10 protein-coding genes are annotated in these 14,139 nt (G+C 71.6%); 6 read left to right on the top strand and 4 right to left on the bottom strand.

Annotated elements, in window-relative coordinates; translation table 11 throughout:
* Positions 1-6: 6 nt before the first annotated feature.
* Both ACLQ2S_RS21520 and ACLQ2S_RS21515 read left to right on the top strand, forming a co-directional pair.
* Entirely contained in the window at positions 7-5,445 is a 5,439-nt protein-coding gene (locus tag ACLQ2S_RS21520) for a carboxyl transferase domain-containing protein (protein ID WP_425702487.1), read from the top strand.
* Between the two features lie 3 nt (positions 5,446-5,448).
* Positions 5,449-5,976, top strand: coding sequence for an SRPBCC family protein (locus ACLQ2S_RS21515; RefSeq protein WP_425702485.1), 528 nt, complete (start codon positions 5,449-5,451; stop codon positions 5,974-5,976).
* A 59-nt stretch (positions 5,977-6,035) separates the two neighbouring features.
* Here ACLQ2S_RS21515 and ACLQ2S_RS21510 read toward each other — a convergent pair whose 3' ends face one another.
* Positions 6,036-7,400 carry a hypothetical protein gene (locus ACLQ2S_RS21510; protein WP_155221640.1) on the bottom strand — a complete coding sequence of 455 codons (1,365 nt, stop codon included), beginning with the start codon at positions 7,398-7,400 and terminating at the stop codon, positions 6,036-6,038.
* Positions 7,397-7,969, bottom strand: coding sequence for a SigE family RNA polymerase sigma factor (locus ACLQ2S_RS21505; protein ID WP_309223802.1), 573 nt, complete (start codon positions 7,967-7,969; stop codon positions 7,397-7,399). Before ACLQ2S_RS21505 ends, ACLQ2S_RS21510 begins: the two co-directional genes overlap by 4 nt.
* 147 nt (positions 7,970-8,116) lie before the next feature.
* Here ACLQ2S_RS21505 and ACLQ2S_RS21500 point away from each other — a divergent pair, with 147 nt between their 5' ends.
* From ACLQ2S_RS21500 to ACLQ2S_RS21485, 4 genes are all read left to right on the top strand, one after another.
* Positions 8,117-9,184 (top strand): DUF2855 family protein, encoded by a 1,068-nt coding sequence (locus tag ACLQ2S_RS21500; RefSeq protein ID WP_155221638.1) that lies wholly within the window; start codon positions 8,117-8,119, stop codon positions 9,182-9,184.
* Between the two features lie 71 nt (positions 9,185-9,255).
* The gene (locus ACLQ2S_RS21495) at positions 9,256-10,152 is read left to right on the top strand and encodes a bile acid:sodium symporter family protein (RefSeq protein ID WP_425702482.1); all 897 of its coding nucleotides are present in this window, start codon (positions 9,256-9,258) and stop codon (positions 10,150-10,152) included.
* A gap of 182 nt (positions 10,153-10,334) precedes the next feature.
* On the top strand, positions 10,335-11,711 hold the full coding sequence (locus ACLQ2S_RS21490) for an FAD-dependent oxidoreductase (protein WP_155221636.1): 1,377 nt from the start codon (positions 10,335-10,337) through the stop codon (positions 11,709-11,711).
* A gap of 177 nt (positions 11,712-11,888) precedes the next feature.
* A complete protein-coding gene (locus ACLQ2S_RS21485) occupies positions 11,889-12,803 on the top strand; it encodes a cation diffusion facilitator family transporter (RefSeq protein ID WP_309223801.1) in 915 nt (304 codons plus the stop codon).
* Between the two features lie 5 nt (positions 12,804-12,808).
* Here ACLQ2S_RS21485 and ACLQ2S_RS21480 read toward each other — a convergent pair whose 3' ends face one another.
* The gene (locus tag ACLQ2S_RS21480) at positions 12,809-13,636 is read right to left on the bottom strand and encodes an SDR family NAD(P)-dependent oxidoreductase (protein WP_309223800.1); all 828 of its coding nucleotides are present in this window, start codon (positions 13,634-13,636) and stop codon (positions 12,809-12,811) included.
* A gap of 105 nt (positions 13,637-13,741) precedes the next feature.
* Positions 13,742-14,122: a YccF domain-containing protein gene (locus ACLQ2S_RS21475; RefSeq protein WP_155221634.1), complete on the bottom strand. Its 381-nt coding sequence runs from the start codon at positions 14,120-14,122 to the stop codon at positions 13,742-13,744.
* Positions 14,123-14,139 lie beyond the last annotated feature (17 nt).

The raw sequence follows: 14,139 nt of genomic DNA, 5'->3' as shown, positions 1-14,139 counted from the left end.
GCCGCCATGCGGCTGATCCACGCTGTTCGCGAGCTCAACGCCGAGATCGACGCCCCGCCGATCGAGACCGTCGCGCTCTACACCGAGGCGGAGCGCTCCGCCACCTTCGTGCGGGAGGCCGACCACAGCTACTGTCTCGGGCCCGCGTCGGCGCGGCCGTACCTGGATCACCGGGTCCTCGAACGCGCGTTGCAGGAGACCGGCGCGGACGCCGCCTGGGTGGGCTGGGGCTTCGTGGCCGAGGATCCGGCCTTCGCCGAGCTGTGCGAGAAGAACGGTGTCACCTTCATCGGCCCCAGTGCGGAGGCGATGCGCAGGCTCGGCGACAAGATCGGCGCGAAGCTGATCGCCGAGGAGGTCGGCGTCCCGGTGGCGCCGTGGAGCCGGGGCGCGGTGGAGAGCCTCGACGCGGCCCGGCGGGCGGCGGCCGAGATCGGTTACCCGCTGATGCTGAAGGCGACGGCGGGCGGTGGCGGCCGGGGCATCCGGGTGGTGCGCAGCGACGCCGACCTGACCGAGGCGTACGAGCGCACGACCATGGAAGCCCAGCGGGCGTTCGGCAGTGGCGTGGTCTTCCTGGAGCGGCTGGTCACCGGCGCGCGGCACGTCGAGGTGCAGGTGATCGCCGACGGTCAGGGCACCGCCTGGGCGCTGGGCGTACGCGACTGCTCGGTGCAGCGGCGCAACCAGAAGGTGATCGAGGAGTCCGCCTCGCCGGTGCTCTCCGCCGAGCAGACCCGTGAGCTGAAGGAGGCGGCCGAGCGGCTCGCCCTGGCCGTGGACTACCGGGGTGCGGGCACCGTCGAATTCCTCTACCACCCGGGTGACCAGCTGTTCGCCTTCCTGGAGGTCAACACCCGGTTGCAGGTGGAGCACCCGATCACCGAGGCCACCACCGACTTCGACCTGGTCAAGGCACAGATCCAGGTGGCCGCCGGTAACCGGCTCGGCGACCGGATCCCGGTCGAGGCGGGGCACGCCGTCGAGGCCCGGCTCAACGCCGAGGACGCTGATCGCGACTTCGCGCCGTCCCCCGGGCGGATCGTCCGGCTGGTGCTGCCCAGTGGGCCGGGCGTGCGGGTGGACACCGGCGTCAGCGAGGGCGACGTCATCCCGGCCGACTTCGACTCGATGATCGCGAAGATCATCGCGTACGGCCGCAGCCGCGACGAGGCGCTGAGCCGGTTGCGCCGCGCGGTCGCCGAGACCACGGTGATCATCGAAGGCGGCGCGAGCAACAAGAGCTTCCTGCTCGACCTGCTGGACCAGCCCGAGGTGATCGACGCCAGCGCCGACACGGGCTGGATCGACCGGGTCCGCGCCCAGGGCCGCCTGGTCTCCACCCGGCACTCCGGCGTCGCGTTGGCCGCCGCCGCCATCGAGGCGTACGAGGACGAGGCGCACGTGGAGCGCCAGCGCCTGCTCTCCACCGCACACGGCGGCCGTCCGCAGGTCCAGCACGTCAGTGGTCGGCCGATCGACCTGAAGCTGCGCGGCGCGACCTACCGGGTCACCGTCGCGCAGACCGGACCGCACCGGTTCCGGGTCGGCGTCGGCGAGGCGTCCACGGTGGACGTGGAGTTGGAGCGTTTCGACGAGCACAGCGGGCGGATCCTGGTCAACGGCAAGCGGTTCCGGCTGGTCACCGACACCCACGGGCCGACCCACCTGGTGGAGGTCGACGGCGTCACGCACCGGGTCAGCCGGGACGAGGGCGGGGTGCTGCGCTCCCAGTCACCCGCGCTGGTCGTCGCGACCCCGATCGCGGTGGGCGACGAGGTCGAGGCCGGCGCACCCGTGCTGGTGCTGGAGAGCATGAAGATGGAGACCGTGCTGCGGGCTCCGTTCGCGGCGAAGGTGCGCGAGTGCCTGGTCACCGTCGGCAGCCAGGTGGAGACCGGCGCGCCGCTGCTGCGCCTGGAACCGCTCGGTGACGGGGCCGCGAACGAGACCGCCGTGTCCGAGGCGGTCGACCTGGAGCTGCCGCCGGAGCCGACCGGCCTCTCCGCCGGGGACCGCGTCGCCCGGGGCATCGCCGAACTGCGCAGCCTGCTGCTCGGCTACGACCTGGACCCCCGTGACGAACGCCGGGCGCTGGTCAGCTACCTGGCCGCACGGGACGAGCTGCCCCACCGGCCGTTGGAGGAGGAGGTCGAGCTGCTCCAGGTCTTCGCCGACCTCTCCGAACTCAGCCGCAACCGTCCGGCCGGCGAGGAGACCAGGGCCAACAACCGGGTGCACAGCCCGCGCGAGTACTTCCACAGCTACCTCCAGTGCCTCGACGTCGACCGGGCCGCGCTGCCGGAGACGTTCCGCCAGCGCCTCGCCCGGGTGCTCGCCCACTACGGCGTGGACGGCTTCGAACGCACGCCGGAGCTGGAGGAGGCCGTCTTCCGGATCTTCCTCGCCCAGCAGCGGGCGGCGGCCGACGTGAAGGTGATCGTCACCTTCCTGCAACGGTGGTTGACCGAGCCCCCGCCCAGCGAGAGCCTGCGCGAGCTGGTCGGGCAGGCGTTGGAGCATCTGATCTTCGCCACCCAGCGACGGTTCCCGGTCGTCGGTGACCTCGCTCGCAGTGTGGTGTTCCGCTGGGCGGCGCAGCCGATGCTGCGGCGCAAGCGGGCCGAGGTGTACGCCGACGTCCGCCGCAACCTGCGCTACCTCGACCAGCACCCGGACGCGGTCGACCGCGCCGAGCGGATCGCGAGGATGGTCGCCTCGCCCGAGCCGCTGGTGCGACTGCTCGCCCAGCGCATCGGCCGGCCGAGCGCGGATCACGGCCCGATGCTCGAGGTGCTCAGTCGCCGCTACTACGGCTACCGGGGCGCGAGCGACGCCCGGACCGTCGAGGTGGCGGGGCAGCCGTTCTTCACCGCCGGGTACGACCGGGACGGCGAACGCTTCCGGCTGGTCGCCGCGGCGACGGACTTCGCCGGCCTGTCGGCGACCCTGACGAAGGTCGCCGGGTTGGCCGGTGGCGACGGTCGCGCCCCCGAGACGGCTGTCGCCGACGTGTACCTGACCTGGGCCGAACAGCCCGACGTGGAGGCGATGGCCGCCACCCTGCGCGAGGTGCTCGACCAGACCGGCCTGCTGGACGTGCTCCAGCGGGCGACGATCTCGGTGGCCGGGCGTAACGGCGCGGAGATGCACCACCACTTCACCTTCCGGTCCGGCCTCGGCGAGGACCGGGTGATCCGGGGCCTGCACCCGCTGATCGCCCAGCGCCTGCAACTGCCCCGGCTGCGCAACTTCGACCTGACCCGGCTGCCCTCGGCCGACGAGGAGGTGTACCTCTTCCACTGTGTCGCGCCGAACAATCCGGCCGACGAGCGGCTGGCCGCGATGGCCCAGGTGCGCGACCTCACCCCGCTGCGCGACACCGACGGTCGGATTCTCGCGCTGCCCGCGGTCGAGGGCGCGCTGGACGCCTGCCTCGACGCGATCCGTAAGGTCCAGGCGCAGCGTCCGGCGAAGAAGCGGTTCGACACCAACCGCATCACCATCTTCGTCTGGCCCCCCAACGACCTGAGCATCGAGGACCTGAACACGGTCGCCCAGCGGTTGTTGCCGATCACGGCGGACGCCGGGCTGGAGGAGGTGCTCTTCCTCGGCCGTCAGCGGGACGAGGAGACCGGCGAGCTGACCGACATCGCGGTGCAGGTCTCCTACGACGAAGGCATGCGGATCTCGGTCACCGAGCCGACGTCGGAGCTGGTCCAACCGCTCGACGACTACCGGCAGAAGGTGTTGGCGGCGCGGCGGCGCGGCACCACCTACCCGTACGAGCTGACCGAGATGCTGGCCGGTCGCAACGGCAGCTTCGTCGAGTACGACCTGGTCGACTCCGGTGAGCTGGTCCCGGTGCAGCGGCCGAAGGGCCACAACCGGGCCGGCATCGTCGTCGGTGTGGCGAGTACGCCCACCGAGCGCTATCCCGAGGGGGTCACCCGGGTGGTGTTGCTCGGCGACCCGACCAAGGCGCTGGGCGCGCTGGCCGAGCCGGAGTGCGCCCGGGTGATCGCGGCACTCGACCTGGCCGAGCGGATGGGCGTGCCGGTCGACTGGTTCGCGTTGTCGGCCGGGGCCCGGATCTCGATGAGTTCGGGCACCGAGAACATGGACTGGGTGGCCGCCGCGCTCAAGCGGATCGTCGAGTTCACCCAGGCCGGCGGCGAGATCAACATCGTCGTCGCGGGGATCACCGTCGGCGCCCAGCCGTACTGGAACGCCGAGGCCACGATGCTCATGCACACCCGGGGCATCCTGGTGATGACACCGGACTCGGCGATGGTGCTGACCGGCAAGCAGTCGCTGGACTTCTCCGGCGGCGTCTCCGCCGAGGACAACTTCGGCATCGGCGGCTACGACCGGGTGATGGGCCCCAACGGTCAGGCCCAGTACTGGGCACCGGACCTGCGCGGCGCCCACCACGTCCTGATGGCGTACCACGACCACGCCTACGTGGCGCCGGGCGAGCGCCGGCCCCGCCGGGCGGTCACCACCGACCCGGTCGACCGGGACATCTCCGACTACCCGCACGCGGTGCCGGACAGCGACTTCACCACCGTCGGCGAGATCTTCTCCCGGGAGCGCAACCCGGACCGGAAGAAGGCGTTCGACATCCGTACGCTGATGCGCGCCGTGGCCGACCAGGACCACGCGGTCCTGGAACGCTGGGCGGGCATGGCCGACGCCGAGACGGCGGTCGTGCAGGACGTGCACCTCGGCGGCATCCCGGTGTGCCTGCTCGGCATCGAGTCGCGGTCGGTGCCGCGACGGGGCTTCCCGCCCACCGACGGCCCGGACACCTACACCGCCGGCACCTTCTTCCCGCGCTCGTCGAAGAAGGCCGCCCGCGCGATCAACGCGGCCAGCGGTAACCGGCCGCTGGTGGTGCTGGCGAACCTCTCCGGCTTCGACGGCTCGCCGGAGTCGATGCGGCAGTTGCAGCTGGAGTACGGCGCGGAGATCGGCCGGGCGATCGTCAACTTCGACGGTCCGATCGTCTTCTGCGTGATCTCGCGGTACCACGGTGGCGCGTTCGTGGTCTTCTCCAAGGCGCTCAACCCGAACATGACGGTCCTCGCCGTGGAGGGCTCGTTCGCCTCCGTCATCGGCGGCGCACCGGCCGCCGCGGTGGTGTTCGCCGGTGACGTCAACGCGCGTACGGCGAAGGATCCGCGGGTGGCGGACCTGGAGGCGCGCGTCGCGTCGGCGACCGGCGGGGAGCGGGCGGCGTTGGTGACCCAGCTGATGGACGTGCGCGCGTCGGTGCGGGCGGAGAAGCTGGCGGAGGTGGCCGCCGAGTTCGACGCGGTGCACAGCATCCAGCGTGCCGTCGAGGTCGGCTCGGTGGACGCCATCATCCGGCCGGAGGAGCTGCGACCCCAGCTGATCGCGGCGGTCGAGCGCGGCCTGGCGAAGACGGCAACACCGTCCTGAGTGGTGGGTACGCCGGTGGTGGGACACGGTCCCGCCACCGGCGTGTCACCATGGGGCGTGCCCGAGGACCGCAAGCCGCCGATCGCGTTCGAGACGACCTGCACCGTCGCGGCTGCGCCCGATGTGGTGTACGCGCACCTGGCCGATCCGCGTAGCTACATCGGGCTGTCGCCGCTGATCGTGGCGGTCGACGACGTGCGGCACGGTCACGACGTCGAGGGCCGCGCGGTCGCCGAGTACGTCGCCGTCGAGCGGTTCCGGCTGGTCGGGCCGTTGCGGTGGGACAACCGTATCCAGGTACGCATGGTGTCGACACCACCGCACGGCCCGTTGGTCAGCGAGGTGCGCAGCCCCGGCCGGGTGTCCCTGCGCGCGGTGGTCGAGCTGACTGCGGTACCGGAGGGCACCCGGGTCGTCGAACGGGTCACCGCCGACGCACCGGCCCTGCTACGGCGCTTCGTGGCCGGTGAGGCCGGTCGGGTCGCGGCGTACCGGGCAGCCGAGCTGACCCGCCGCATGGCGACCCGGTAGCCGCACCGGCCCCCGGCGGCGCATCCGCGACATCGCCGGGGGGCCGGTACGACCGCTCGTCACCAGGCCCAGAGCGGCGGTTCGGCGAGCTGCCGGTTGTTGGTGGCGAGACGCGGGGTGGCCAGGGTGTGCAACAGGCCGCCCGAGCTGTCGACGACCCGCACCTGGGCGATCCTGCGGGTGTCGGTCTCGAAGACCCCGGTTCCGTCGGTGAGCGGACCGCCCGTCACCGTCGTTCCCTGGGCGTCGACCAACTCGGCACGGGCCGCGGAGGTGGGGCCCGCCACCAGCAGGCCGGCGGTGTCGCCCGGCAACGGCACGGCGACGACGTCGGTGCTGCCGAGGCCCGTCCGCTGGTCCTCCGGCACCGCTGACCCCGCAGGCGCCAGCGCGCGGGCGTCGGCCTTGAGCAGTGCGGCGCAGCCGCCGTCGGTCGAGCAGGACCTCACCAGGACGGCCGCTGGCGCGTCGGGAACCCAGGCGGGTAGCCGGCCGGTCCAGACCACCTGGGGAGTCGAACCGGTGAGTCCCTCGCCGTGAAGCTTGGCCTGTAGCTCGCGGACGGCGTCGACGCCGAGGTCGCCGTGCAGCGCCGAGGAGATCGGCACCTCCCGCCGGACCATGCCGGACTGGAACGGCTGGCCGGAGTAGCGCACGGCCCCGTCGCAGGTGAACTGCCACCGCCCGACCGGCTCACCCGCCCCTCGCACCACGTAACCGTCAGTGTCCACCCGCCGCCACGACCGGACGACGGATCCGTCCGGCTGGAGTCGGCCGTCGTCGGAGATCTCCACCTGGCAACCGGCCGGTGCCAGACCGACCGCGACATCGGCGGGCTGATCTCCGTCGGTGAGTGAGTGCCAACCGAGGAAGACGTACGGAGTCAACGGTTGTGGCTCGTCCGGCGTCCCGGTCTGGTCGAGCACCTCCCGCACGGGCGCACCCGGCGGGCCGCTGCCCTGGCGGATCAGTGCGTGCGAGTCGTCCAGGTAGGCCACCACCACCACGCGGGCACCGGGCGCGTCGTGGGCGAACAGCACCCGTACCTCGTCCAGTGCCGGATCGACAAGAAGTTCGGCGCGGGCGGCCCGGTACTCCCGTTCGATGGTGGCGATCAGCGCTGTGTCGCCCGCCAGGTTGCCCCGGGTGGGCGAGTCGAGCAGGCGCCGCACCATCGGTCCGTCGATCGGGCTCGCCGGTTGGTACGCGATGGTGGTCGGCGTCGGCTCGTCGGGCGTCAGCAGGTTCGCCGCACCGATCGGCGATAGCGTCACCGCCGCCAGCGCCACGACGCCGGCGGCCGCCACCGACATCCGCCGCTGGCGGCGTCGCCGCACCCGACGTAGCAGCCGTTCGTAGGGGTCGGGTTGTGGCACCACCGGTTCGGCGAGCCGGGCCAGTGCCTGCCTGATCTCATCGTTCATCGTTCGGATCTCCTTCTCGACGGGCCCGCCACCACGGCCAGCGAATCCGGCTCACCTGCTCCGGGTACGGACGTCGGCCGGAGCGGCGCTGTCGACAGCACCGTCCGCAGCCGGGTGAGTGCGCGCGACGCCTGACTCTTCACCGTGCCGACCGAGCAGCCGAGCGCGTCGGCGATCTGTGACTCGGTGAGGTCCTCCCAGTACCGCAGCACCAGCACCGCGCGCATCCGGGGCGGCAGGTGGTGCAGCGCGGCGAGCACCTCGTCGCGGGTCACGACATCGTCGGCCAGGTCCCGACCCGGCTCGGTCGGGGTTCGCCAGGACCCGGTGAAACCGGCGAGGAACTCCCGGGAACCGAATCGCCGCCAGAGCCGGGTCCGCTCGTTGACCATGATCCGGCGGACGTACGCCATCGGGTCGTCCACCTGACGCCACCGGCGCATCGCCCGCATCAGCGCTATCTGCACCAGGTCCTCGGCCGCGTGCCGGGAACCGGTCAGCAGGTACGCGGTCCGGACCAGGTCCGCGTACCGGATCTCGACGAACTCGCGGAAGTCGTCATCGTTCACCTGCACCCTCCAGCCCTTTCTGGGCATCGTTCACGGCAGGAAGACCTCCGGCCGCCGGGAAAGGTTGCGTGGGCGTCGGCGAAGAAGTGGGATTTTGCACTAGCAGTGCATCTTGTTTCGGCGGCCTCGGCTGCCTAGCGTCTCAGCATGGCTGCCTGCTGGACCTTCGCCGTCGCCCGTGACGACCTGAGCCGCACCACCCTGGTGAACAGCGCCGTGCCGCAGTTGTCCGACGGCGAGGCGTTGTTGCGCGTGGACCGGGTCGGACTGACCGCCAACAACGTGACCTACGCGGTGCTCGGCGACGCGATGCGGTACTGGGAGTTCTTCCCGCCCGAGCGCCACGGGCTGGACGGGCGGTGGGGCCTGCCGCCGCTGTGGGGCTTCGCCGAGGTGGTCACCTCGACCGTCGCCGAGGTCGAGGTGGGCCAACGGGTGTACGGCTACCTGCCGCCCGCCGGTCACCTGGTGGTGCGCCCGTCGCGGGTGGACGGCACCGGGTTCCGGGACGCGAGCACGCACCGGGCCGAGCTGCCGTCGCCGTACCACACGTACCGCTCGACGGTCGGTGACCCGGCGTACCGGGCCGACCAGGAGGACCTGCTGATCCTGTTCCGACCGCTCTTCTTCACCTCCTTCATGCTGGCCGACCGGATCGTCGACAACGACTGTTACGGCGCGCAGACGCTGGTGTTCTCGTCGGCGTCGAGCAAGACCGCGTACGCCGCCGCCGTCGAGCTGCGTGGGCGCGGCCCGCGTCTGGTCGGGCTCACCTCACCCGGCAACGTCGACTTCACCCGCTCGCTCGGTTGTTACGACGAGGTGGTGCCGTACGACGGCGTCGCCGCCCTCGAACGGGTGCCGACCGTCTACCTCGACCTGTCCGGTGCCCCTGCGACCCGGGCCGCCCTGCGGCGTCATCTGGGCGACCGGCTGGTACGCGACATCGCCGTCGGACTGACCAACCAGGTCCCGAACGCCGACGCCGCCGAGGAGGTCTTCTTCGCTCCGGTGCAGATGCGCAAACGTCGCATCGACTGGGGTCGGGACGGGCTCGACGACAGGTTCGCCGAGGCCTGGCGGCGCTTCACCGACTTGGTGGGCGGATGGCTCGACGTCCAGGTCGGTGCCGGTCCGGCCGCGCTGGAGCACGCCTGGCTCGACGTCCTCGCCGGCCGTACACCACCTCGGGTGGGCCGGGTCGTCCAGTTCTGAGCGCGCGAGCGGGTACCCCCGGCCGCACGGAGGATTGCGAGCGGGTTACCAGGTAGTAACGATGTCGTGTCATGGACTCCGCCCTGACCTTGATCGGACTGCCCGTCGCCCTCGGCATCATCATGCTCGGTCTGGGCCTCGGCCTGACCACCGGTGACTTCCGACGGGTGGCCCGGCACCCGAAGGCCGCCGTCATCGCGCTGGTGTGCCAGGTGCTGCTGCTACCGGCGCTCTGCTTCGCCCTGGTTCTCACCTTCGACCTGCCGCCCGAACTGGGTGTCGGGATGATGCTGTTGGCCGCCTCCCCGGGAGGCACCACGGCCAACCTCTACAGCCACCTCTTCGGCGGGCACGTGGCGCTGAACATCAGCCTGACCGCGATCAACTCGGTGCTGGCCGTGTTCACCCTGCCGATCGTGGTCAACCTGTCGGCGGCGTACTTCCTCGGCGACGCGCGGAGCATCGGACTTCAGTTCGACAAGGTGCTCCAGGTGTTCGCGATCGTGCTGCTCCCGGTCGCCCTCGGGATGCTGATCCGGGCGCGGGCGAGCGAGGTCGCGCGGCGGCTGGATCGACCGGTCCGGGTGCTGTCCGTGGTGGTGCTGGTCGCGGTGATCGCCGGTGCGGTGCTCGGCGAGCGGGACAACCTCGCCGACTACTTCGTCTCCGTCGGTCTGGCCGTGCTGGCGTTCAACCTGCTCAGCCTCGGTATCGGGTACGGGGTGCCCCGGCTGGCCGGGGTCGAGCGCAGCGCCGCCAAGGCGGCCGGTTTCGAGATCGGCATCCACAACAGCACCCTGGCCATCACCATCGCGCTCAGCCCGGCACTGCTCAACAGCACCCAGATGGCGATTCCCGGTGCCGTCTACGGCGTCGTCATGTTCTTCACCGCCGCCGCGTTCGGGTACCTGGTCAACCGGGTGGGTGCGCGACGCGACCCGGAACCGGACGGTGTCGTCCGGACCTGACCCGGCCGAAACGGCACTGTAGGGGTGCCCGAAGGGGTGGGCGGAGCGCCGGAAGCGTTCCCTCGCTGTGCAACGATCGTTGGGCGTCATGCCGACCGCCCGGCTCCAACGGTCTACCGTGCGCCGCTCACGGGCAGGCAGGTGGGAAGGCGCCACACCTCGTACCCCTTTTGGAGAGCACGATGTCCCTCTCTCCGGCTCGGGTCTTCGCCGCGCTGAACGCGGTGCGACCGCCCGACCAGGCATCCCCTGTCATGGACAAGGCGGTGGTGATCGGCGGCAGCATCGCCGGGATGCTCGCCGCCCGGGTGTTGTCCGACCATGCCGAGAGCGTGGTGGTCATCGACCGCGACGACCTGAACGCGAGCGGCGGACGGCCAGGCGTACCGCAGGGCACCCAGCTGCACGCGCTGTTGCCCGGCGGCTTCCTCCAGCTGGAGCAGCTGTTCCCCGGGTTCCGCCAGGAGGCCCTGGCCCAGGGGGCGATCGAGGCCCCGCCCAGGGCGCGACGCAACTACCTGGACGGTCGCCCGAAGGTCGTCGTACCGGACGACGCCGACAGCCTGGCCGGCAGTCGGCCGCTGCTGGAGTCGTTGATCCGTCAGCAGGTCCTCCGTCTGCCCAACGTGAAGACCGTCCGGGCGCGGGCCACCGGGCTGGCGTTCGACGGCCCGGTGACCTCCGGGGTCCGGTGCGAGGTCGGCGGTTCACCCGGGGTCGAGCACGCCGATCTGGTGGTGGACGCCATGGGGCGGTCCAGCCGGGTGTCCGACTGGCTGGCCGAGGCCGGGTGGGAACGACCCGCGCTGCGGCGGATGACGGTGAACCTGAACTACGCGACCGCCCTGTTCCGACGGCACGAGGCGAACCCCGAGCACGCGGTGGTGATGGCGCTGCACAGCCCCACCAGGTCGGTGGACGTCGCCGGTGCCGCGTTCTTCGCCATCGAGGACGGTCGGTGGATGGCGATGATGGCCGGTTACGGGGAGAACCGCCCCGGCCGGACCGTGGAGGACTTCGTCCGCCGGTTGCGGGAGCAGTTCCCGCCGGAGTTCGCCGTGGTCGCCGACAGCGAGGTCCTCGGTGACGTGCAGACCTACCGGCACGCCGACAGTCGGCGGCGGGACTTCCACGCCTTGACCCGGATGCCGGCCCGGCTGGTGAGCGTCGGTGACGCGGTCGCCTCGTTCAACCCGGTGTACGGGCAGGGCATCACGGCGGCCGTCCTGCACGCCTCCTGCCTGGCCAGCTATCTGCGCGCGGCTCCGGATCTGAACGCCCCGGCCCGCCACTTCTTCGCCCTCCAGAAGGTCGTGGTCGACGCCGCCTGGTCGATATCGACCTCGGCCGACCTGGCGTTGCCGCACGTCGACGGCCCCTACCCACGGGGCTACCGGTTCTCCAGCTGGGTGAGTCGGCAGATCGTCGCGGCGACCGTCACCGACGTGGTCACCGCACGTCGGTTCAACGACGTCGTCTCGATGCGGAAGCACCCGAGTTCGCTGGCCTCACCGAAGGTGATCCTCGACGCCCTGCGCGCCAACCGACGCGCCCGCTGACGGGCTGCACCGCGCCGGCACTGCGCGTACGCTGCCGCGTACCGACAGTTCCTTCTGGGCGGTCGGTGTCGGGCGGGCTGGATGGTTCCGCCGAGGCCGCCACTACTGCGGCGCGACTATTGCACTTATGGCAATGTCAGCATATGTTCGTGGCGAGGGCGGACGGAAGGGGCGCGGGTGGGTGCCGGGCACGATCACGGGCAGCAGGTCGCCCGGGCAGGACAGCGTCACCGGGGGCGGCTGTGGGCCGCGTTCGTCCTGCTGGCGGTCTTCATGCTGGCGGAGGCGGTCGGCGCGTGGGTGAGTGGCTCGCTGGCCCTGCTGTCGGACGCCGGGCACATGTTCACCGACGTGCTGGGCATCGGCATGGCGCTCGCCGCGATCACCGCGGCGAGCCGGGCCTCCCGGGACGGTCAGCGCACCTTCGGCCTCTACCGGATGGAGGTCCTGGCGGCGCTGGCCAACGCGGTGCTGCTCTCCGGGGTCGCCCTCTACGTGCTGGTCGAAGCGCTGCGGCGGCTCGACGAGCCACCGGAGGTGCTGGTCGGCCCGATGCTGGTGGTGGCCGTGGGTGGGCTGGTCGCCAACGTGATCGCCTTCCTGTTGCTGCGCGCCGGGTCGACGGAGAGCTTGAACGTGCGTGGCGCCTATCTGGAGGTCCTCGGTGACCTGGTCGCCTCGGTCGGCGTGCTCGTCGCGGCCGGGGTGATCGCGCTGACCGGCTGGTGGTACGCGGACCCGATCGTCGCCGTCGGGGTGGCGCTGTTCATCCTGCCCCGCACCTACCGCCTCGCCCGTGCCGCGCTGCGGGTCCTGGTGCAGGCCGCGCCGCCGCACCTGGACGTCGCCGAGGTGCGCGACGGGTTGCGTGGGCTCGGTGGCGTCGCCGACGTGCACGACCTGCACGTGTGGACCCTGACCTCGGGCATGGAGGTGGCCTCGGCGCACCTGACCCTGGCGGCCGGAGCCGACCTGGCCCAGGTGTTGGCCAGCGCCCGCCGGCTGCTGCACGATCGCTTCAGCATCGAGCACGCCACGTTGCAGGTCGAGCCACGGGACGCCGAGGGCGTCTGCGGCGGCGCCCGCTGGTGAGCGGGTCAGCGCAGCTGGACCACGTTGCCGGTGATCAGTCGCCCGCTCTCCCCGGCGAGGAACGCGATCACCTCGGCGACCTCCTCGGGCTCGGCCACCCCGAGCAGGTTCGGGTCGTTGTCGACGGCGGCGCGTACCTGCTCGCCGACCCAGCCGGTGTCGGTGACCGGCGGGTGCACGGCGTTGGCGGTGATGCCGAACGGCGCGAGTTCACGTGCCGCCGCCATCGTGTAGTTGACCAGGGCCGCCTTGGCGGCACCGTAGGAGACCTCCTCGGGGAACCCGTCGCTGCCACCCGAGGTGAGGCTGATGATCCGCCCCCAGCCGCGCCGCGCGGCGACGTTGCGGCGGGCGAACTCGGCGATCAGCAGGGCACCCGCACGGGCGTCCACGGCGAACTGGGCGTCGAAGGATTCGGCGCTCACCGGCCGCAACGTCCGGCCGTGCTGGTCCACCGTGCTGGGCTTGAAGGTGTCCGCCAGCCAACTGCTGGCGTTGTTCACCAGGATGTCGACCGGGCCCAGCTCACTCTCGGCGATGTCGAACAGCCGGGCCGGGACGGCCGGGTCCGACAGGTCCGCCTCGACCGGCACCACCCGGCCGCCGACAGCGTGGACGCGCTCGATCACCTCGGTCGCGTCGCCGGCCCGGTTGCGCCGGTACGTGTCGGGGATGCCCGGGTCCGGTGGGTCGTCCAGCCGTAGGTAGCTGACCAGTACCGCGGCACCCGAGCGGGCCAGCGCGACGGCGGTGGCCGCGCCGATGCCGTGGTTGGCCCCGGTGACGAGGGCGACCCGACCGGTCAGGTCGGTGGCAGCTGTGCTCGGCAACACGTGGTGGACTCTCCGCTCGAAGACGCCGGGCCGGTATTGGAGGACGCGACCCTACCGGACGAGGCGAGCGTGACGCCCGGCCTTTTCCGGCGGCCGGAACCGGGGTCACGGTGTGGGTACGACCTCCTGCCCCAACGGCCAGATCGCCGCCGGGACGAGCTTGAAGTTCGCCACGCCGAACGGGATGCCGATGACGGTCAGGCAGAGGCTGACACCGGCCACGATGTGCGTGAGCGCCAGCCACCAGCCGGCCAGCAGCACCCAGATGACGTTGGCGATACCCGAGGCCACGCCAGCTCCGGGCTTGGGCACCAGGGTCCGGCCGAACGGCCACAGCGAGTACGACGCCAACCGCAACGACGCGACCCCGAACGGGATGGTGACGACGAGCACGAAACAGATCAGGGCGGCGATGCCGTAGCCGATCGCCAGCACCAGACCACCGCCGAAGATGAGCCAGAGGACGTTCAGCAGGAATCGGATCATGAACCCATGATGACCGC

It is taken from the genome of Micromonospora sp. DT48 (genome assembly GCF_049844495.1).
In the GTDB taxonomy this organism is placed as follows: Bacteria; Actinomycetota; Actinomycetes; order Mycobacteriales; family Micromonosporaceae; genus Micromonospora.
Note: the sequence above shows the minus strand (reverse complement) of the source record. Positions and strands in the feature narration are given on the sequence as shown.